Annotated in this window: 17 protein-coding genes; 10 read left to right on the forward strand and 7 right to left on the reverse strand. The window is 70.1% G+C overall.

The annotated features are described in order from the left end of the window. The first annotated feature begins 103 nt into the window (after positions 1 to 103). The 6 genes from ACIREE_RS40300 (at position 104) to ACIREE_RS40325 (ending at position 8,572) form a co-directional block, all read left to right on the forward strand. Entirely contained in the window at positions 104 to 1,363 is a 1,260-nt protein-coding gene (locus tag ACIREE_RS40300) for an amidohydrolase family protein (RefSeq protein WP_404164215.1), read from the forward strand. Positions 1,364 to 2,115: 752 nt separating this feature from the next. Further along, positions 2,116 to 3,042, forward strand: a complete 927-nt coding sequence (locus ACIREE_RS40305) for an LLM class F420-dependent oxidoreductase (RefSeq protein WP_404164216.1) — start codon at positions 2,116 to 2,118, stop codon at positions 3,040 to 3,042. A gap of 12 nt (positions 3,043 to 3,054) precedes the next feature. Further along, a complete protein-coding gene (locus ACIREE_RS40310; RefSeq protein ID WP_404164218.1) occupies positions 3,055 to 3,843 on the forward strand; it encodes an SDR family NAD(P)-dependent oxidoreductase in 789 nt (262 codons plus the stop codon). A gap of 128 nt (positions 3,844 to 3,971) precedes the next feature. Continuing rightward, positions 3,972 to 5,093, forward strand: coding sequence for an LLM class flavin-dependent oxidoreductase (locus ACIREE_RS40315; RefSeq protein WP_404164220.1), 1,122 nt, complete (start codon positions 3,972 to 3,974; stop codon positions 5,091 to 5,093). A 270-nt stretch (positions 5,094 to 5,363) separates the two neighbouring features. Then, on the forward strand, positions 5,364 to 7,103 hold the full coding sequence (locus ACIREE_RS40320; RefSeq protein ID WP_404164222.1) for an amidohydrolase family protein: 1,740 nt from the start codon (positions 5,364 to 5,366) through the stop codon (positions 7,101 to 7,103). Further along, positions 7,100 to 8,572 carry an aldehyde dehydrogenase family protein gene (locus tag ACIREE_RS40325; RefSeq protein WP_404164223.1) on the forward strand — a complete coding sequence of 491 codons (1,473 nt, stop codon included), beginning with the start codon at positions 7,100 to 7,102 and terminating at the stop codon, positions 8,570 to 8,572. Before ACIREE_RS40320 ends, ACIREE_RS40325 begins: the two co-directional genes overlap by 4 nt. 16 nt (positions 8,573 to 8,588) lie before the next feature. On the opposite strand, the gene ACIREE_RS40330 is transcribed toward ACIREE_RS40325, so the two are convergent. Genes ACIREE_RS40330 through ACIREE_RS40340 form a run of 3 tightly spaced genes read right to left on the reverse strand, consistent with a single transcriptional unit; the run spans position 8,589 to position 9,856 of the window. Further along, entirely contained in the window at positions 8,589 to 8,816 is a 228-nt protein-coding gene (locus ACIREE_RS40330) for a DUF397 domain-containing protein (RefSeq protein ID WP_404164224.1), read from the reverse strand. After that, positions 8,809 to 9,000 carry a DUF397 domain-containing protein gene (locus ACIREE_RS40335; protein WP_404164226.1) on the reverse strand — a complete coding sequence of 64 codons (192 nt, stop codon included), beginning with the start codon at positions 8,998 to 9,000 and terminating at the stop codon, positions 8,809 to 8,811. The genes ACIREE_RS40330 and ACIREE_RS40335 overlap by 8 nt, the downstream gene beginning before the upstream one ends. A gap of 10 nt (positions 9,001 to 9,010) precedes the next feature. Continuing rightward, on the reverse strand, positions 9,011 to 9,856 hold the full coding sequence (locus tag ACIREE_RS40340) for a helix-turn-helix domain-containing protein (RefSeq protein ID WP_404164228.1): 846 nt from the start codon (positions 9,854 to 9,856) through the stop codon (positions 9,011 to 9,013). 192 nt (positions 9,857 to 10,048) lie between these two features. Between ACIREE_RS40340 and ACIREE_RS40345 the strand changes: the two genes are divergently transcribed. Then, positions 10,049 to 10,495, forward strand: a complete 447-nt coding sequence (locus ACIREE_RS40345) for an ATP-binding protein (protein ID WP_404164229.1) — start codon at positions 10,049 to 10,051, stop codon at positions 10,493 to 10,495. Positions 10,496 to 10,612: 117 nt separating this feature from the next. Here the strand turns inward: ACIREE_RS40345 and ACIREE_RS40350 are convergent, their stop codons facing one another. From ACIREE_RS40350 to ACIREE_RS40360, 3 genes are all read right to left on the reverse strand, one after another. Continuing rightward, positions 10,613 to 10,771 carry a hypothetical protein gene (locus ACIREE_RS40350; RefSeq protein WP_404164231.1) on the reverse strand — a complete coding sequence of 53 codons (159 nt, stop codon included), beginning with the start codon at positions 10,769 to 10,771 and terminating at the stop codon, positions 10,613 to 10,615. Positions 10,772 to 10,904: 133 nt separating this feature from the next. Continuing rightward, complete coding sequence (locus ACIREE_RS40355) at positions 10,905 to 12,455, reverse strand: CehA/McbA family metallohydrolase (RefSeq protein ID WP_404164233.1); 1,551 nt, start codon at positions 12,453 to 12,455, stop codon at positions 10,905 to 10,907. A gap of 107 nt (positions 12,456 to 12,562) precedes the next feature. Continuing rightward, positions 12,563 to 12,856 (reverse strand): hypothetical protein, encoded by a 294-nt coding sequence (locus ACIREE_RS40360; protein ID WP_404164235.1) that lies wholly within the window; start codon positions 12,854 to 12,856, stop codon positions 12,563 to 12,565. 116 nt (positions 12,857 to 12,972) lie between these two features. Between ACIREE_RS40360 and ACIREE_RS40365 the strand changes: the two genes are divergently transcribed. Beyond that, a complete protein-coding gene (locus tag ACIREE_RS40365) occupies positions 12,973 to 13,809 on the forward strand; it encodes an LLM class F420-dependent oxidoreductase (protein ID WP_404164237.1) in 837 nt (278 codons plus the stop codon). A 213-nt stretch (positions 13,810 to 14,022) separates the two neighbouring features. Continuing rightward, positions 14,023 to 16,566, forward strand: coding sequence for a bifunctional FO biosynthesis protein CofGH (locus tag ACIREE_RS40370; protein ID WP_404164247.1), 2,544 nt, complete (start codon positions 14,023 to 14,025; stop codon positions 16,564 to 16,566). Between the two features lie 91 nt (positions 16,567 to 16,657). Here ACIREE_RS40370 and ACIREE_RS40375 read toward each other — a convergent pair whose 3' ends face one another. Further along, a complete protein-coding gene (locus ACIREE_RS40375) occupies positions 16,658 to 18,082 on the reverse strand; it encodes an FG-GAP and VCBS repeat-containing protein (protein WP_404164239.1) in 1,425 nt (474 codons plus the stop codon). Between the two features lie 287 nt (positions 18,083 to 18,369). On the opposite strand from ACIREE_RS40375, the gene ACIREE_RS40380 reads away from it, so the two are divergent. After that, on the forward strand, positions 18,370 to 20,457 hold the full coding sequence (locus ACIREE_RS40380) for a LamG-like jellyroll fold domain-containing protein (RefSeq protein WP_404164241.1): 2,088 nt from the start codon (positions 18,370 to 18,372) through the stop codon (positions 20,455 to 20,457). Positions 20,458 to 20,553 lie beyond the last annotated feature (96 nt).

Raw genomic sequence — 20,553 nt, forward strand, 5'->3', positions numbered from 1 at the left:
CGGATACGTCAGCCGTGGGAGACAGCCATCACAGAGACCTCACGCGTACGAACCTCAACTCCCACTAGCTGACGGGTCGTCAGATCGGCGCTACCGTGAGCCCATGGAGACCACGGAGACCGGAACCACCCAGAACGCACCGCAATCCGGCGACTTCCCCCGGATCATTTCCGTCGATGACCACACCGTCGAGCCGCCGACGGTCTGGTCCGACCGCCTCCCGAAGAAATACCTCGACCGCGGGCCCCGCATCGTCCGCGCACCCCTGAAGTCGATGTCCTTCCTGGGCGGCAAGTTCGCGCCCGTCATGGGAGAACCCGGCGACGACGGTCCCATCGGCGACTGGTGGATCTACGAGGACCTGCACCGCCCGCTCACCCGGCTCGACACCGCCGTCGGCTACGACCGCGACGAGATCAAGCTGGAGGTCATCACCTACGAGCAGATGCGCAAGGGGTCCTACGACGTCCCCTCCCGCCTCGCTGACATGGACGTCAACCACGTCCAGTCCGCGCTCTGCTTCCCCACCTTCCCGCGCTTTTGCGGGCAGACGTTCACCGAGGCCCCGGACCGTGAACTCGGGCTGCTCTCCGTACGCGCGTACAACGACTGGATGGTGGACGAGTGGTGCGGGCCCGAGGCGAACGGGCGGCTCATACCGCTGACCCTCGTCCCCCTCTGGGACGCCACGCTCGCCGCCGCCGAGGTACGCAGGAACGCGGCCCGCGGGGTCCGCGCCGTCGCCTTCTCCGAGATCCCGCCGCACCTCGGGCTGCCCAGCATCCACGGCGACGACTGGGACCCGTTCCTCGCGGCCTGCGACGAGACCGGCACCGTCATCGCCATGCACATCGGCTCCAGCAGCAAGATGCCGTCCACCTCCGCCGACGCGCCGCCCGCCGTCGGGTCCACCATCACCTTCGCCAACTGCTGCTTCTCCATGGTGGATTGGCTCATGAGCGGCAAGTTCGAGCGGTTCCCGAACCTGAAGGTCATGTACGCCGAGGGGCAGATCGGGTGGATCCCGTACATCCTGGAGCGCGCCGACGTGGTGTGGGATGAGAACCGCGGTTGGGGCGGCGTCGCCGACAAGGTCAGGAAGCGGCCGAGCGAGTATTTCGCCGAGCACGTCTTCGGGTGCTTCTTCGACGACGCGTTCGGCCTGAAGAATCTCGACGCCATCGGTCTGGCCAATGTCCTCTACGAGACGGATTACCCGCACTCCGATTCGACCTGGCCCAAGTCGAAGGAGGTCGGTGAGGAGCAGATGGGGCACCTCGACGCGGAGACGGTCGACCGGATCGTACGGGGGAACGCGATTTCGCTGCTCGGGTTGACGGAAGCGGGGCTGTGGCGACCGTGAGGTTGCGTTCCTCGGCCCCGCGTCCTGGTCGTGCGCCCGGCGCTGCGGCTCGGCCCCTGGGGCCCCGCCCCGAACCCCGCTCCTCAAACGCCGGAGGGGCTTGATCTGGCGGCGCTTGGTGAGAACCGGTGCTCAGTCGCCCACGGGGCAGGAGGGGCGGCGGGTCCCTGGCCCCGCCTCCTGGTCATGCGCCCGGCGCTGTTCCCCAGCCCCGGGGCTCTGCCCCGGACCCCGCTCCTCAATCGCCGGAGGGGCTTGAAGTACCGGCGATCAGTCGCTCACGGGGCGGCCGGAGCGGGCGGGGACCGGCGCGCAGTTGCCCACGAGGCCGAAGCGGGGCGGTCGGCGTAGGCAAGGGAAAAGGGAACCGGTGATCAGTCGCCCACGAGACAGGAGAGGGCGGCCGGGAGGGGGCGGAGAACCGAGCGCGCCACCGGGCCTCAGGTCGCGTACGAGACGGGAGGGGACGGTCGGGGTATGTGCGCGCGCAGCACAGCGGCACGCGGTAGCGACGCCCGAAGCAAGCGGCGAGGCCATCAAGATGGCGAGCACGGACATACCCCGGGCGGCCCCGGACCCACCCCGACACCTATCGGAACGCATCAGACAGCCGCCAACACTCCCCAGACGGCCACCCTCCATTCAGACGGGTGTCGCGGCGCAGCCTCGCGCAGCACCCTTGTCTGACGCACCGTCAGGTACGAGTATGAGCCCAGTCCATATTTGACGAACCGTCAGGCAGGGGTCCGGGTATGGCGCGGCTCGCATACGGGATTCAGCTCCCGATCCAGTCCCAGAGCACCATCTACGCCGAACCCTGGGAGGTGGCCGCGGGCCCGGACGACCTCGCCGAGATCGCCCGCGCCGCCGACCGGGGCGGCTTCGACTACATCGCCTGCTGCGACCACGTCGCCATCCCGCGCCGGCTCGCCGAGGCCATGTCGACGACCTGGTACGACCCCGTCGCCACGCTGTCCTACCTCGCGGGCGTCACCGAGCGCGTACGACTGCTCAGCCACGTCGCGATCGTCGGCCTGCGGCACCCGCTGCTCTCCGCCAAGCAGTACGCGACCCTGGACCGGCTGAGCGGCGGACGGCTGATCCTCGGGGTCGGGGCCGGGCACGTACAGGAGGAGTTCGAGGCCCTCGGGGTGGACTTCGACCGGCGCGGCGCGGTCCTCGACGAGAGCGTCGACGCGTTGAAGGCGGCGCTGGGCCCCGACGAATACCCCGTGCACAAAGGCGAGTTGTACTCCTTCGAGGGGCTCGGGCAACTTCCCCGCCCGGCCCAGACCCGCGTCCCCCTCTGGGTCGGCGGCTCCTCGGCGCCCGCCGTGCGCCGCGCCGCGCTCAAGGGCGACGGGTGGCTGCCGCAGGGCGACCCGCGGAACCGGCTGCCGGAGAAGATCGCCACGCTGAAGCGGCTGCGCGAAGAGGCGGGCATCGAGGCGCCGCTCACCGTCGGGGCCATCACCGAGCCGCTGTACGTGGGCGCCCCGGCCTGGGACGTCGGGCGGCGCACGGTCTCCGGCGATCCGGCGGCGATCGCCGAGTCGCTGCGCGCGTACGCCGCGATGGGCGTACACCAGATCCAGGTCCGCTTCCGCAGCCGCGGACGCGCCGAACTCGTCGACCAGATCGCGGCCTTCGCCGCCGACGTCGCACCCCAACTCAGCTGAGGAGCACGGACCATGGGCAAGCTCGACGGGCGGGTCGTTCTCATCACGGGTGCGGCACGCGGGCAGGGCGAGCAGGAGGCGCGGCTGTTCGCGTCCGAGGGGGCGAAGGTCATCGTGGCCGACGTGCTCGACGACCAGGGCGAGGCGGTGGCCAAGGACATAGGCGGCGGCAGCGCCCAGTACGTGCATCTCGATGTGAGCAAGGAGGAGGGCTGGGCGGCAGCGGTCGCCGCGGCCAAGGCGGCCTTCGGGAAGATCGACGGGCTCGTCAACAACGCGGGAATCCTGCGCTTCAACGAGCTGGTCTCCACCCCGCTCGACGAGTTCCAGCAGATAGTGCAGGTCAACCAGGTGGGCGCGTTCCTGGGGATCAAGACCGTAGCCCCGGAGATAGCCGCCGCCGGGGGCGGCTCCATCGTCAACACCGCCTCTTACACGGGCGTGACGGGCATGGCGTACGTGGGCGCGTACACCGCCACCAAGCACGCCATCGTCGGGCTGACGAAGGTCGCCGCCCTGGAGCTGGCGGCGAAGGGGATCCGCGTCAACGCCGTCTGCCCCGGCGCCATCGACACCGCCATGAGCAACCCCTCCCAGCTCGATCCGGAGGCGAACACCGAGGAGGCAGCGGAGGCGCTCGACGGGCTGTACCGCAAGCTCGTGCCGCTCGGCCGCGTCGGGAGGCCGGAGGAGGTCGCGCGGCTCGCGCTGTTCCTGACCTCGGAGGAGGACTCGGCGTACATCACCGGGCAGCCGTTCGTGATCGACGGCGGCTGGCTGGCCGGGGTCTCGGTCCTCTGACGCCCTCCCCACCCCACCCATACGCAACCTGACGGGGCGTCAGCTATTGACGCTCCACGAGCACGGTGAAACAGTCGGACCATCCAATCTGACGATCCGTCAGAAACTGACGAGGACGGTGAACCTCCTTGGAATTCGGGCTCTTTGTACAGGGATACGTGGGCAAGCAGGCGTTGACGGATCCGACCGCCGAACACCGCGCGCTCATGAACGAGACCGAGTACGTCATCCAGGCGGACAAGTCCGGCTTCAAGTACGCCTGGGCGTCCGAGCACCACTTCCTGGAGGAGTACTCGCACCTCTCCGCCAACGACGTCTTCCTCGGCTACCTCGCACACGCCACCGAGCGGATCCACCTCGGCTCCGGCATCTTCAATCCGCTCGCCCAGGTCAACCACCCGGTCAAGGTGGCCGAGAAGGTCGCCATGCTCGACCACCTCAGTGAGGGCCGGTTCGAGTTCGGCAGCGGGCGCGGGGCCGGCTCGCACGAGATCCTCGGGTTCATACCGGGCGTGACCGATATGAACTACACGAAAGAAATCTGGGAAGAGACCATCGCCGAGTTCCCGAAGATGTGGCTCCAGGAGGAGTACCCCGGGTTCCAGGGCAAGCACTGGCAGCTGCCCCCGCGGAAGATCTTCCCCAAGCCGTACGGAAAGTCGCACCCCGCCATGTGGTACGCGGCCGGGTCCCCGCCCTCGTACGCGATGGCGGCAAGGAAGGGGCTCGGGGTGCTGGGCTTCAGCGTCCAGAAGGTCTCCGACATGGAATGGGTTCTGGAGCAGTACAAGACCGCCATCCAGGACGCGGAGCCGATCGGCGACTTCGTCAACGACAACGTCATGGTCACGTCGACGGCGATCTGCGCCGAGACGCACGACAAGGCCGTCGAGATCGCCGTGAACGGCGGGCTCAACTATCTGCAGTCGCTGGTGTTCCGCTACCACGACACGTTCCCGCGGCCCGAGGGCATCCCGGAGTGGCCGGAGATCCTGCCCGAGTACAGCGCAGAGATCATCGAGTTGCTCATCGCCGAGGAGCTGATGATCTGCGGTGACCCGGACGAGGTGCTCCGGCAGTGCAAGCGGTGGGAGCAGGCCGGGGCGGATCAGTTGTCGTTCGGGTTGCCCATCGGGATGGGGCATGAGGAGACGTTGAACTCGATCCGGCTGATCGGGGAGCACGTCATTCCGAAGATCGATACGGATCCGGTCCACCGGACGACCCGGTTTCGGGCTTCCGGGGTCTGATCGCTGAGCTGCCCCGGTTCTCCTCCTCCCGGACAGGAGGGCCGGGGCCCTTTCGTTGCTGATGTCACGGGGCTCCGCCCCGGACCCCGCTCCTCAATCGCCGGAGGGGCTGGATTTTGGGGCTCCGCCCCGGACCCCGCTCCTCAATCGCCGGAGGGGCTGGATTTTGGGGCTCCGCCCCGGACCCCGCTCCTCAAACGCCGGAGGGGCTGGATTTTGCCGGAGCCGGCTCCTCATCCCCGAGGGGCTGAGAATTGGGGGCTGACGTTCATGCTTGATCACCTCATCAAAGGGGCCACCGTCGTCGACGGGACCGGTGCGCCCGCCTTCGTGGCCGACGTCGGGATTCGGGACGGGCGGATCGCCGTCGTCGCCGAACCGGGCGCTGTCACCGAAGGGGCACGGCACAGTGAGGACGCCACCGGGCTCGTGCTCGCGCCCGGGTTCGTCGATCCGCACACGCATTACGACGCGCAGCTCTTCTGGGATCCGTACGCGACGCCCTCGCTGAATCACGGCGTGACCACCGTGGCCGGAGGGAACTGCGGTTTCACGCTGGCCCCGCTGCATCCGGACCGGCCCGAGGACGCCGACTACACGCGCCGCATGATGTCCAAGGTCGAGGGGATGTCGCTGGTCGCCCTGGAGGAGGGCGCGCCATGGACGTGGAACTCGTTCGGGGAGTACCTCGACGCCCTGGACGGGCGGATCGCCGTCAACGCGGGCTTCATGGTGGGGCATTGCGCGCTGCGGCGGTACGTGATGGGCGCGGACGCCGTCGGCGGACAGCCCTCGCAGGAGCAGTTGCGGGCCATGCTCGACCTCTTCCACGAGGCCATGGACGCGGGGGCCTGGGGGTTCTCCACCACCCAGTCGTCCACGCACTCGGACGGGGACGGCAAGCCCGTCGCCTCGCGGCACGCCCTGCCCGCCGAACTCATCGCCCTCAGTCAGGCCGTCGGGGAGCACGAGGGGACGCAGATCGAGGCGATCGTCGCCGGGTGCCTGGATCAGTTCAGCGACGCCGAGATCGATCTGTTCGTCGAGATGAGCGCCGTCGCCGGGCGCCCGCTCAACTGGAACGTGCTGACCATCGACGCCGCCGTGCCCGAGCGTGTGCCCCGCCAGCTCGGGGCGAGCGAGCGGGCGCGGAAGGCGGGCGGGCGGATCGTCGCCCTGACGATGCCTATCCTGACGCCGATGAACATGTCGCTGGGCACGTTCTGCGCGCTCAACCTCATCCCGGGCTGGGGAGACATCCTCGGACTGCCGGTCGACGAGCGGATCGCGAAGCTGCGGGACCCGGACGTGCGCGCGGAGATGCTGCGCCGCGCCGCCAGCAAGGAGGCCGGCGTCTTCCGGCGGCTCACCGACTTCGGGCGGTACGTCATCGGGGACACGTACGCGGAGACGAACGAGGGCCTGACCGGCCGGGTGGTGCGGGACATCGCCGCCGAACGGGGCCAGGAGCCTTTCGAGTGCCTCGTCGAGATCTGCGCCAACGACCGCCTCAGGACGGTCCTTTGGCCGATGCCGACCGACAACGACCCGGACTCGTGGACGCTGCGCGCCGAGACCTGGCAGCACGAGGACGTCATGCTCGGCGGCTCCGACGCGGGCGCGCACCTGGACCGGATGTGCGGGGCGCCGTACACGACACGGTTCATCGGGGACTGCCTGCGCGGGCGGAAACTGATGGGGCTCGAAGCGGCCGTGAAGATGCTGACCGACGACCCCGCCCAGCTGTTCGGGCTGCGTGAGCGGGGGCGGGTGCGGGAGGGCTGGCACGCCGACCTCGTGCTGTTCGACCCCGAGACGATCGACGCGGGGAAGGCCACGCTCGTGCACGACCTGCCGGGCGACAGCCCGCGCCTCGACTCGAAGGCCATAGGAATAACTGCCGTGTGGGTCAACGGAGTTGAAGCCATGCGCCATGACGTGGTCAGCGGCGCCGTGCCCGGCAAGGTGCTCCGCTCCGGGCAGGACACGCGCACGGTGAGCACGCGATGAAGGGCCCCCAGAAGCTGCTCATCGGTGGTGAGTGGGTCGAGCCGGGCGGTGGGCACTACAACGTCGTCGACCCGGCGAGTGAGACCGTCGTCGGGCAGGCGCCCGAAGCGTCCCGGCAGCAGGTGTACGACGCCGCGCGCGCCGCCCGCGACGCCTTCGGGACGTGGTCGCGTACGACCCCGCGGGAGCGGGCCGCGATCCTCGACCGGGCCGCCGACCTCATGCAGCGCGACTTCGCGGCCAACGCCGAGCTGGCGCAGGCCGAGAGCGGGGCCACCAGCGGCACCGCGCGCGGCATGCAGGTCGCCGTCGGCGTCGCCCGCTTCCGGCGTTACGCCCAGGGCGCCCTGGAACCCGTAGAACAAGGGCTGCCGCCGCAGATCAACGAGGCCGGGCCGATGGGGAAGGCGGGCGTGGTGGGCGCGCTGGCCGTGCGGCAGCCCGTCGGCGTCGTCACCTGCATCACGTCGTACAACAACCCGTGGGCCAACCCGGCGGGCAAGGTCGCCCCCGCCCTCGCCATGGGCAACACCGTCGTCGTGAAGCCCGCGCCGCAGGACCCGCTGTCCGTGTACCGGATGGCGGCCGCGTTGCAGGAGGCGGGCGCGCCGCCCGGCGTCGTGAACGTCGTCAGCGGCGCCGCTGTGGAGGTGGGGGAGGCCGCCGTCGACTCGCCGGACGTCGACATGGTCAGTTTCACCGGCTCCACGTCCGTCGGGCAGCGCATCGGCGAAGTGTGCGGCCGGTCGATGAAACGGCAGCTGATGGAGCTCGGCGGAAAGGGCGCCGCGATCGTCTTCGGCGACGCCGACCTGGACTCGGCCGTCGCCGGGATCGGGACGACGTACGCCTTCTACAGCGGACAGATCTGCACCGCGCCGACGCGGGCCCTCGTGCACCGCTCCGTGTACGACGAGTTCGTCGCGAAACTGACCGCGTACGTGGGCTTTATGAAGGTCGGCGAGCCGCGGGAGCGGGGCACGGTCGTCGGGCCCGTCATCTCCGCCGCGCATCGTGAACGCATCGAGGCGTACGTGGAGTTGGGGCGCAAGGAAGGGGCGACGGTGGTCGCGGGCGGGGAGCGGCCGGCGTTCGACACGGGGTTCTATGTCGCGCCGACCCTCCTGGCCGACTGCACCAACGAGATGCGGGTTGTCCGCGAGGAGATCTTCGGCCCCGTCGTGGCCGTGGTGCCGTTCGACGGAGACGGCCCCGGCGACGAGGACCAGGCCGTCGCCCTCGCCAACGACTCCGACTACGGGCTCATCGACTACGTCTGGTCCGGCGACGTCGCCCGCGCGTTCCGCGTCGCGCGGCGGCTCCGTGCCGGGGGCGTCGGTGTGAACACCATCGGGCGCAACATGGAGGCACCGTTCGGCGGGTTCAAGAAGAGCGGAGTGGGGCGTGACGTCGGCTCTTACGCGCTGCATGCGTACAGCGAGCTGCAGTCGATCGTCTGGCCGGGGTGAGTCCCTGTGCGGGCTGTTACCTCTCGGCCCCGTCGACGAAGTGGTCGAACTCGCCCGCCTGGACGCCGAGTACGAAGGCGTCCCATTTGGTGCGGGTGGTGGTGACCACGGTGTCGGGCGCGGACGTCTCGCGCAGGTACACCAAGTCGCAGCCGCCATAAGCGATTTCGATCCAGGGGCCGGGGCCCTCGGCGTCGTCGGGGGCGGCGCGGGTCCAGGTGAGGTCGGTGGGGGTGTCAGACATGGGGTGTGCTCTTCTTCAGCGTGTGCAGGAGGGCGGCGAAGGCGGCGGGGGTGGCGGTGAGTATCGCTTCGCGGGGGTCGGCGGATTCGGTTACGCGTATGTGGGTGGTGTCGTCGCCGGATACGTGGACGCAGGAGTTGCCTTCGGAGCAGTAGGAGGACTTCTGCCAGTTCGGATCGCGCATGGTCGGTTCCTTACAGCTCACGGATGATGTCGTGGATGAGGTGCTGCGACTTCTCGGGCGAAAGGGATGCCGTTTCCATGCGTTCGAGCAGGACACGGTACTTGTGTAGCTGTGCCTCGCCGTCGAGGAAGACAGGGCCGTGCGACTGGTCCAAGTTCACGGTGTCGAGCTGAGGCACCGAGCCCTCGAAGTAGTAGAGCGCCTGCCCCGAACCGGGTAGGGCTTCGGCCGCGAACGGGAGCACCCGTACGGTGATGTGTTTGCGCTCGTTCAGGTCCAGCAAGTATTTGAGTTGGGCGCTCGTGACGTGCGGGCCGCCGAGTCGCATGCGCAGGGCGGCCTCGTGGATCACGACCTGCTGCGGGGTGGGCGGGTCCCGGAAGAGGACAGCCTGGCGCTTCACGCGGAACGACACCCGGTGCTCGACGTCCGGCGGCGGTAGTTCCGGCACGGCCTGACGGAAGACCTCGCGGGCGTACTCGGCGGTCTGGAAGAGCCCGGGGATGTGCAAGGTGACGGCCGTGCGCAGCCGTTTCGCGGAGTGCTCGAGTTCGGCCAGGTCGAGGAGGCCGACGGGGAGGATCGAGCGATATTCCTCCCACCAGCCGCGTGTGCGCTCGGCAGTCATGTCGGCCAGGGCGTTCACCAAGGCCTGGTCCGCGCAGTCGTAGTGGCAGGCAAGCACGCGTACGCGTTCTGCGCTGACCCCGACGCGTCCGGCCTCCATGTTGCTGACCTGAGTCTGCTTGATGCCCATGAGTTGACCGGCCTGGGTCGCGGTCAGGCCGGCACGTTCGCGGAGTTTGCGCAGCTCGGCGCCGAACCGGAGCTGACGGCCCGTCGGGTTGCTTCTCACGAGGTGCTTCCGGCTCCTTCACTCACACGAGTGGCAGTTACTGCGATCGCCGAGATTCGGTGAACACGTTAACTCCGTGTCGCTACTTTAGTACTCGGCGCCCCGCCCAGAAGCACCCCGCTCGACGGAGCGGCCGGGTCACTGGGCAACAACCACTGCAAGGCCAACTCCTTCCGCTGAACGGAGACTTCCATGTCAACCGTATCGCCGCTGGACTCCCCGTCAGGCCCGGTTCCAGGCACGTACACCTTCCAGCTGCCCCACGACCCCCGGGCCCCCGGCATCGCCCGAGCCGCGCTCCGGCTGGTCCTCAAGGCGCATGGGAGACCCGAACTGGCGGACGCCGCGGAGCTGTTGGCCTCGGAGCTGCTCACGAACGCGCACCGGCACACGACGGGTTCGTACGCCCTGCGGATCGGGCCGGGTGCCATGGACGCGCACCGCGTACGGGTGGCCGTGTGGGACGGCGACCCCAAGGTCCCGCCGGGATTCGGCAACTGCGTGCCCAGCGCGGACGTGACCGCCGAGGGAGGCCGCGGACTTTTCCTCGTAAGGGCTTACGCGGATGACTGGGGCGCGTACACGTTCCCGGCGGCGACGCGCGGGAAGCTGCTTTGGGCAGAGTGCGGGGGACGGTAGTGGGGCGGGGGCGCGACGGTCTTCGCCGAGTTCACCGAACTGGGGCTGGGGAAATTCCCGGCCGCCGACATCTGGAGGCAACTGATGGCTGTTCCGCTTTCTTACTTCCGGTCGGAGTCATCGATGCGCCTGCGCGAGGAAGGCCGCGAGGAGGGCCGCGAGGAGGGTCGTACACAGCAGGGCGTCGAAGACGTTCTGCGGATCCTTGACCGGCGTGGTGTCCAGGTGTCGGCCGCCGTGCGGGAGCGGGTCGAGGCTTGTGACGACCTTGCTCAACTCGAGGTGTGGTTCGACCGGGCGCTCGTGGCCGATGTGGCGGAGGACCTTTTCGTGCCGGAGCCTGCACACCTACCCGGCCCGGATCTCCAGACAGCCGGGGACCCGGGCGAACAGATGCGAGCCCGTCCGGCTACGTGACCGCCCCCAAGAACACCGGGTTCGTGAATGCCGCCAATGCCCCCGGCAGGCCCGTCACCGCTGGAGCGTGGCGGACCTCCGCGCGGACGTAGGCCGCGTAGGAAGGTGTCGTCTGCCAGCTCACCGAACCTGTACCGGAGTCGGGCAGCGCGGGAGACGTGAACAGCGTGCCCTGGTCCGTGACCAGGTGGAGCGTGCAGCCGGGGGCGCCCTTGACCTCCAAGTGGATGGTGACCGGGGTGGCGGGGCTCACCGCCAGACGTTCGCCGATGCCCGCGTGGGCGGCCTTGCCGCCGGTTGCCGTGAAGGTGAGTTCGACGTCCTTGGACTCGGCCACGTACGAGCGGCCCGCCTGGATGCCCGCCTGGATGGCGTCGCGGGTCAGGGCGTCGGCCAGGACCACCGTCTGCGGGCCGCCGATGCGGTCCGGGTCGCGGTGGGCGTCGCTGTTGCCCATCGCCGGGATCCAGCCCGACCTGCGGCCCGAACGGGCGTAGGAGACAAGCGTGTTGTCCCAGTCGCCGAGCGAGATCTCGTCGTCCGGGGTGTACGGGCCGTTCCACACCTCCACCGCGTCCGCCTCGCCGAAGCCGAACTTCCAGCCGCAACCGATGCACGTCGCATGCGGATGCGCGGGGACGACGAGGCCGCCCGACCGGCGGATCTCCTGCGCGTACTTCGCCCAGCGGTTGTCCCGCGCCCGGTAGCGCCAGTCGATGAACGTGCCGGGGTCCGTGCCGAGGGCCACGACGTGCCCGTTGCGTGTCGTGATCTCCTCGCCGAGCATCACCAGCAGGTCGTCGCCCGCCACGTCCGCCCAGTGCGCGTGCGACGAGTACGTGTTGTGGTCGGACGTGTTGATGAAGTCCAGGCCCGCCGCGCGGGCGAGCGCGCCGATCTCGGCCGGGGTGCGGCGGCCGTCCGAGTACCAGGAGTGGACGTGGCAGTCACCCCGGTACCAGGCGCGGCCGCGCCCGCGCGCCCGCTCCGGCGGATACGTGCGGACCGGCGCCTCGCCGGGCGCGCCGTGCGTGAGCGTCACCGTCACCTCGTACGGCAGGCCCTCGGGCGCGACCGTGTACGGGCCGAGCGCGATGTGCCAGGTGCCGGCGCGCACCGGACCCGGGATGTAGCCGGGCGTCGCGTCGTCCGCGCGCACGAAGAACTCCGTGCGCGCGCCGCCCGACCAGCCGCGGAACCCCTTGCCGCCGAGCGCCGTGCCGCGCTCGTCGAAGACGCCGATGTCGAGCGCGTTGTTCTGCGTGCCGGCCGGGACCGTCGCCTTGGTGTACGTGTAGGAGACCTTGATCTCCCGGACCCCGCGCGGCACCTCCACCGGCAGGTACACGAAGTCGGGCGCTCCCGGCGGCAGCGTGCCCTTGAGCGTCTTGGTGGACTGCGATCCCTCGTACGAGCCCTCTGCGGCGTCGGCGAAGCTCATGGTGGCGAGCGTAAGCGCGCCCGCGGCCCCGGTCACGAGCAACGCTCGTCTGCCGATGCCGTCTTTGTCAGGATCCTGCCCGTGCGTGTCGTCGGTGCACATATCGCGGCTCCCCAGGGTGTCGGATGTGACGGGTGCGACCCTGGCATTGAGCCGTGAACTCCCCTCCAAGGGAAGGGGAGCGGCGGATTACGGGCGACTACGAGCAGCTATGAGCGGCTGCGCCTGCGGAACACGACCGCGACGATCAGCAGGATGATCACGATCGCGATGATCAGGATCCAGCCGAACGCCCCGCTCTTCTTCTTTTTCTTCTTCTTGCTCTTCTTGATGCTCTTCTTGACCGTGCTGGGCTTCGAGACCTTCTTCGCGGCGGCCTTCTGTACCGGCTGCTGTGCCTGATCTGCCGCCGGTACAACCGACTGCGTGGACGAGGACACGGACGCCGACGCCGCCGGTACGCCGCCGAACAGCAGCGCACCCAGCAACAGCAGCACGGTCATGGAACGTGAGCGTGAACGTGAATGTACGAGCATGACTAATCCCCCCGTTGTGCAAGTCGCGGGTGAGCGTAGACGAGGCCATGGACTCCTGGAAGCCCCGCCGCTAGGAATGCCGCATGCGGATCTCGACCACGATCTTCCTGACCGACGAGACCATCACCCCGGTACGCCTGGCCCGCGCACTGGAACAGCGCGGCTTCGCGGGCCTCTACCTTCCCGAACACACCCACATCCCGGCCGAACGCACCACCCCCTACCCCAACGGCGGCGACCTGCCCCGCGAGTACACCCGCACCCTCGATCCGTTCGTGGCACTCGGCCAGGCCGCCGCCGTCACCGAGCGCCTCGCCCTCGGCACCGGGATCACGCTCGTCGCCGAGCACGATCCGATCGCCCTCGCCAAACAGATCGCCACCCTCGACCATCTCTCCGGCGGCCGCTTCACGCTCGGCGTCGGTTTCGGCTGGAACAAGGAGGAAGCCGCCGACCACGGGGTCGAGTGGCGTACGAGAAGGGACCTGACCCGGGAACGGATCGGCATCATGCGCGCCCTGTGGGCGGCCGAACCGACCGCGTACGACGGCGGCGGCCGCGGGCAGTCCGTCCGCGCCAGCCACGCCTTCCCCAAGCCGGTGCGCGGCGGCGCGCCCCGCATCCTCGTCGGCGGCGCCGCGGGCCCGAAACTCTTCGAGCACATCTGCGCCTACGCCGACGGCTGGATGCCCATCGGAGGCGGCGGCCTGAGCCGGACCCTGCCCGAGCTGCGCGCGGTCTGGGCGGCGGCCGGCCGGGACCCGGGCGCGCTCCAGGTCGTCCCGTACGCGGTCCTGCCGACGCCCGGCAAGCTCGCGCACTACGCCGCCCAGGGGGTCGAGGAGGTCGTGCTGCAGCTGCCGCCGGGCGACGAGACGGCCGTCCTCAAGGTCCTCGACGACTTCGCCCCGTACCTCTGAGCGGACGGGCCCATACCCAGGGGACGGCCGGGAAAGAGCGGCGCGCGGCGTCCGGGCGCCCTCGAAGCGTCCGGGATGCGCTCGTATGCTCGCTTCATGAGTGATCCGGACGCCGTATCCCAGACACAGGCAGACCGCACGCAGGCAGACCGTGCCCAGGCGGAACGAGCCCAGGCGGACCGTGCCCAGGCGGAACGTCCCACCGCCAACGCGATGCGCCGCGCGCTCAAACGGGCCAGGGACGGTGTCGCCCTCGACGTCACGGAGGCCGCCGTACTGCTCCAGGCGCGCGGCGACGACCTGGCCGACCTCACCGCGTCCGCCGCCCGGGTGCGCGACGCGGGGCTCGCCGCCGCGGGCCGGCCGGGCGTCATCACGTACTCCAAAAGCGTCTTCATCCCGCTGACCCGGCTGTGCCGCGACAAGTGCCACTACTGCACGTTCGTGACCGTGCCCGGCAAGCTGCGGCGCGAAGGGCACGGAATGTTCATGTCGCAGGACGAGGTCCTCGACATCGCGCGCAAGGGTGCCGAACTCGGCTGCAAGGAAGCCCTGATCACCCTCGGCGACAAGCCGGAGGACCGCTGGCCCGAGGCCCGCGAGTGGCTCGACGCGCACGGCTACGACGACACGATCGCGTATGTGCGGGCCATATCGATCCGGATCCTGGAGGAGACGGGTCTGCTGCCGCACCTGAACCCGGGCGTCATGACCTGGACGGACTTCCAGCGGCTCAAGCCGGTGGCGCCGTCCATGGGCATGATGCTGGAGACGACGGCGACCCGGCTGTGGTCCGAGCCCGGCATGCCGCACTACGGCTCACCCGACAAGGAACCGGCCGTGCGGCTGCGGGTGTTGGAGGACGCGGGCCGCTCCTCCGTCCCGTTCACCAGCGGGCTGCTCATCGGGATCGGCGAGACCTACGAGGAGCGCGCCGAGTCGCTGTTCGCGCTGCGCCGCGTCGCCCGCTCGTACCACGCCATCCAGGAACTGATCATCCAGAACTTCCGCGCCAAGCCCGACACGGCGATGCGCGGGATGCCCGACGCCGAGCTCGACGACCTGGTCGCCACGGTCGCCGTCGCCCGGCACATCATGGGCCCGTCGGGGAATCTGCAGGCTCCGCCGAACCTCGTCGACGGCGAGTACGCGCGCCTCATCGGCGCGGGGATCGACGACTGGGGCGGGGTCTCCCCGGTGACCATCGACCACGTCAACCCCGAGAAGCCGTGGCCTCAACTGGCGGAACTCGCCGAGCAGTCGGGTGAGGCCGGCTTCACTCTTCAGGAACGGCTGTGCGTCTACCCGGAGTTCGTCACGCGCGGCGAACCCTGGCTCGACCCGCGGCTGCTGCCCCACGTACGCGCGCTCGCCGACCCGGAGACGGGCCTCGCCGTCGCCGACGCGCCCGTGGTCGGCCGCCCCTGGCAGGAACCCGACGAGGGATACGTAGCCGCGGCCGGCCGCACCGACCTGCACCGCACCATCGACACCGAGGGGCGCACGAGCGACCGCCGCGACGACTTCGACGTCGTGTACGGGGACTGGGAGGCGCTGCGCGAGCAGGCCGTGCCCGGCATGGTGCCGTCCCGCATCGACGGCGACGTACGCGAAGCGCTCGCCGTGGCGGCCGACGACCCGACCCGGCTCACCGACGAGCAGGCACTCGCGCTGCTGCACGCGGACGGACCGGCGCTCGACGCCCTGTGCGCCATCGCCGACGACATCCGCAAGACCGTGTCCGGCGACGACGTCACGTACATCGTCACCAGGAACATCAACTTCACCAACGTCTGCTACACCGGCTGCCGCTTCTGCGCCTTCGCGCAGCGCCGCACCGACGCGGACGCGTACACCCTGTCGTTGGACCAGGTCGCGGACCGGGCCCAACAGGCCTGGGAAGTCGGCGCAGTTGAGGTCTGCATGCAGGGCGGCATCCACCCGGACCTGCCCGGCACCGCCTACTTCGACATCGCGAAGGCGGTGAAGGAGCGCGTGCCCGGCATGCACGTCCACGCCTTCTCCCCGATGGAGGTCGTGAACGGCGCGTCCCGCACCGGACTCTCCATCCGCGAATGGCTGACCGCCGCCAAGGAAGCGGGCCTCGACTCGATCCCGGGCACGGCCGCCGAGATCCTCGACGACGAGGTGCGCTGGATCCTCACCAAGGGCAAACTGCCGACGGCGACGTGGATCGAGGTCATCAAGACCGCCCACGAGCTGGGCATCCGCTCCTCGTCCACGATGATGTACGGGCATGTGGACCAGCCGCGCCACTGGCTCGGCCACCTGCGCACCCTGGCCGGCATCCAGCAGGAGACCGGCGGCTTCACCGAGTTCGTGACGCTGCCCTTCATCCACACGAACGCGCCGGTCTACCTGGCGGGCATCGCGCGCCCCGGGCCCACCACCCGCGACAACCGCGCCGTCACGGCCATGGCCCGCGTCCTCCTCCACCCGCACATCCCCAACATCCAGACCAGCTGGGTCAAGCTGGGGACCGAGGGCGCCGCCGAGATGCTGCGCTCCGGGGCCAACGACCTCGGCGGCACGCTCATGGAAGAGACCATCTCCCGGATGGCGGGCTCGTCGTACGGCTCGTACAAGTCGGTCAAGGACCTGGTGGCGGTCGCCGACGCGGCGGGCCGCCCCGCGAAGCCGCGGACGACCCTGTACGGGGCCGTCCCGGAGGAGCGGGTGCGGGCCGCGGCCGCGTCGGACGGGCATCTGCCGGAGCTGTTGCCGGTACTGGACTGACGGCTCCGCGGTTCTGACAGCCGGGAGCCGGGAGCCGGGAGCCGGGAGCCGGGAGCCGGGAGCCGGGGGCCAAGGGCCGGGGTTCTGGGGCTTACCGGCCCAGGTCCCGGCCCAGCTGGGCATCGTCCTCGGGCACGCCGACCGTGGCGGGCCCGAAGGACGTGATGCCCTTGACGGTGAGGCCGCTCGCGGCGCCGCGCAGCACCCAGGCCGCGCCCGAGTCCTGGTACGTCCCGTCCTCCAGCGGCGCGGCGGCGGTCAGGTCGGCGCGGCCGTCGCCGTCCGCATCGGACAGCAGCACCTGCAGCCCGAACTGATCGCCCTTCTCGCTCGCACCGGGCACTCCGGCGGTCGACTGGTGGAAGGCCTGCGCCCCGCTGCCGCTCAGCCCGCCCCTGCCGCCCTTGAGGAGGACGACGGCACCCGCCGCGGCGACGTTCCCGATGGCCTCGCCGGGCACGCCGACGGCGATGTCGGCGAACCCGTCGCCGTTCACGTCACCGGCGGCGATGTCGGTGCCGAACTGGTCGCCGCTCTCCCCGCTGCCCGGGACACCGCTCGTCTCCTGGGTGATCGCCGTCGTGCGGGTGGCGGAGGGGCCGGCGGCGGTCCCGTACAGCACCCGCACCGTCCCCTTCTCGTAGGCGATGTCCTCGTAGTTGTCGCCGATGTCGTGCACGACGAGGTCGCCGTACCCGTCCCCGTCGACATCGGCGACCGCCCCCGCGAGGCTGGAGGTGAGCGCGGTGGAGGTGCGGCTCACCCCGTCCTTGCCGCCCTTCCAGAACTTGCTCTGGTACGCCGACTCCTCGAAGCCGTGGCTCGTGACGATGTCGTCGGCGCCGTCACCCGTGACATCGCCGACGACGAAGTCCCCGGGACCGAACGTCTGGCTGGTCACGATGGCGTCGGTGCGCGCGGCGGCGCCGGTCGCTCTCTCGAACGGCCCGTAGGAGAGGGTCATCCCGGCGTCGTCGTCGTCCGGGTCGTCACTGCGCGGGTAGTCGTCGGTGACCAGGTCGCGGTGGCCGTCCCCGTTGAAGTCACCGACGGAGAAGAGCCCGGAGCCGCCCGGCAGGCTCACGGCACCCGTGCCGCTCAGGCCGGTCGCGGAACCCCACAGCACCACCGGGTGGGCGCCGTTCACCGACCCGACGACGAGATCGGTGAACCCGTCCCCGTCGAGGTCCCCGGCGGTGACCCGCTCCCCGAAATACTCCCCGCCGGTCGCCGCCCCCGGCACCCCGGCGCTCGCCCGGCTCAGCACCCGCGCGTGCGCGATGTCCGGGCCGCCCTTGCTCCCGTAGACGACCGACACGGCCCCGGCGTCCGCCTTCCCGCCCACCGGACTCCCGGGCGCGCCCAGCGCGAGGTCCGCGTACCCGTCGTGGTTGAAGTCGGTGACGGGGGCGCGGGGCGGGACGGGTGCCGCGGCGGCGGCCGAGGCGGCCGTGAGGGCCGACGTGGCGGTGAGGGCTGCGGTGACGGTCAGGGCGATGACGATGGTGCGGCGCACGTGGGCTCCCGGGCGTTCAGAGGTTCAGGGGTTCAGGGGTTCAGGTGGTCCGATGTCCGGCGGGTGGAATGCGGGTTACGTAAGGGTGCCTATTTGTAAGGGGAGACGTGCGAGAGGCGTGAAGCGTTGTACGGCGTGGCGTGGCGGTTCTGTCGCCGTGCGCCGCGCACACGTGTCAGTGCCTGTTGTTAATCTCCTGCGGTCCGCGTGCAGCGCGGGACGACAGGGGAGGGCTCAACTTGATACGCAGCAGCACTACTTGGAACAGGCTCAGACGGGTGGCCGTCGTGTGCTCAGCGACATTGACGGTCGTCGCGGCACCGTCGGCGGCCCTGGCGGCGGACAATCTGCCGCCGTTGCGGCCACTTGTCCAGAATCTGGCGACGGGGGGCAAGGGGTGTGTCGCGGGGGCGGACCGGCCGTACGTCTCGGAGTCACCGAGACTGACCGCTGTCCTGTACGACCCCGAGGAGGACAACCGGCCCGCTGAGGGGAACTTCGTCAAGGGCGAGTTCGAGGCGTGGTGGACCGGCGCCGACGGTTCCGAGCAGCGCCGTACGTACACGACGAACCACACGCTGTCGGGCTCGACGCAGGCCTGGCGGATGCCCGAAGACGTGCCGCCGGACACCGTCGTGTCCTGGCGGGTGCGGGCGAACGACGGGACCGCGAACTCCGCGTGGAGCTCGGAGGACAGTGGCTCCGTCTGCGAGTTCATCTACGACGATGAGAACCCCGAGAACCCTGTCGTCTCCTCGCCGGAGTACCCCGAGGAGCAGCGGGGTGACGGGGTCGGTGAGTACGGCACCTTCACCATGGACTCGCCGTCCGACGACGTCGTTTCGTACCGATACTGGGGCCTGGACGGTACGTCTGGGACCGTGCGGCCGGAGGAGCCCGGTGGCCCCGCCACCGTCCGGCTCCTGCCGACCCGCCGCGGTACGGAAAGGCTCACCGTCGAGGCCGTCGACCGGTCGGGCCGAAGTGGTCAGACGGACTATTCCTTCTACGTGCAGGAGGGGCGGGCCCCTGCCGCCCGCTGGAACCTCGCCGACTCCGAGGGTGCGAAGTCGGCCGCGGCCGAAACAGGGCCTGCCGCACGGGCCGGCGCCGGAGTCACCTTCGGTGCCACGGCACCGGACGGCACGGCGCTGACGACGACCGCGAGCCTGGACGGCACGGGACACGGTTACCTGACACCGGACACGGCGGTACTCGATACGCGGCAGACGTTCGCGGTGGGCGGCTGGGTGCGCCCGGCGCGAACGGACGCCGTGCGGACCGTGGCGAGCCAGGACGCCGATAAGGTCCCCGGCTTCACGCTGGGGCTGCGGCCGGGCAGCGACTCCGCACCGATGTGGTCCTTCAGGATCGGCGGGGCGGAGGTTTCCGGTGGCACTCCCGAGGCCGGCGAATGGGCCCATGTACTGGGCGTCTACGACACCGAGACGGGGCTTGCCACGCTGTACATGAACGGCCACGAGGTCGGTACACCGCAGAAGGCGGCGCCGGTCGAGGCCTCAGGCGCCTTCCAGATCGGACGCGCCCGCGGTGCGGCGGGGTACCGCGACCGCTGGCACGGTGAAGTGGGCGACGTGCGGATCTACGACCGGGTGGTCGTCCCGGCGGACGCGGCCGAACTGGGTTCCCGAAAACCGCAGTTGAAGGATCACTGGTCCCTGGAGAACGCCGAGGACGGCGCGAGCCCTGAACTGTACGGGGGCGCGCCGCTGAAGCTGTCCGACGGCGCGACGGTCCATCGTTCCCCGGATCTCGAGTGCTCGTTGGACCCGGACTGCGTCCCGGATTACGCGCTCGTGGGCGACGGACATCTGGCTCTGGACGGGGCCACCGGGCACGCCGCCACGGACCAGCCCGTCGTGGACACGGACGACAGCTTCACCATCGGTATGGTGGTCCGCCTCGCGGACGCCGACCCCGACCGCCCGATGACGGTGCTCTCGCAGGGCGGCGAGAACGCCGATGCGTTCAAGGTGCGCTATGTCCCCGCGAGCTACGAATGGCAGTTGGTGGTGACCGACGGCGATGACGCCGGGGCCACCGAAACAGTCGTCGAACAGGCAGCGGTCGCTGACGGCGGCGAGGGCGCGGGCCAGCGGTTGGCCGTCGTGTACGACGACGCGACCGACCAGATCAAGCTCTACCTGGACGACTACGCCGGCGCCGCCGCGACCGCGTCCTTCCATGGCGCGTGGCGCGCCACCGGCGGGCTGCAAGTGGGGCGTGGCCATGTCGGAGGCGGCTGGGGCGAGTACCTGCGCGGCGCCGTCGACGAGGTGCACGCCTTCTCCGGCGCGCTGGACCAGGACGACATCAGCGTTCTCGGCTTCGGCACCGAGCCCTGCCTCTGCTAGGGCCCTAGGTGTTCTGTCCGGGGAGGTTGTGGACGGGTGAGGCAGATCTCGGCTGAGGGATCTTGAACAGGTGAGGGCCTTCCGGTTCGGTGTGGA

Origin of the sequence: Streptomyces sp. NPDC102467 (assembly GCF_044765445.1) — a bacterium.
Lineage (GTDB): Bacteria > Actinomycetota > Actinomycetes > Streptomycetales > Streptomycetaceae > Streptomyces.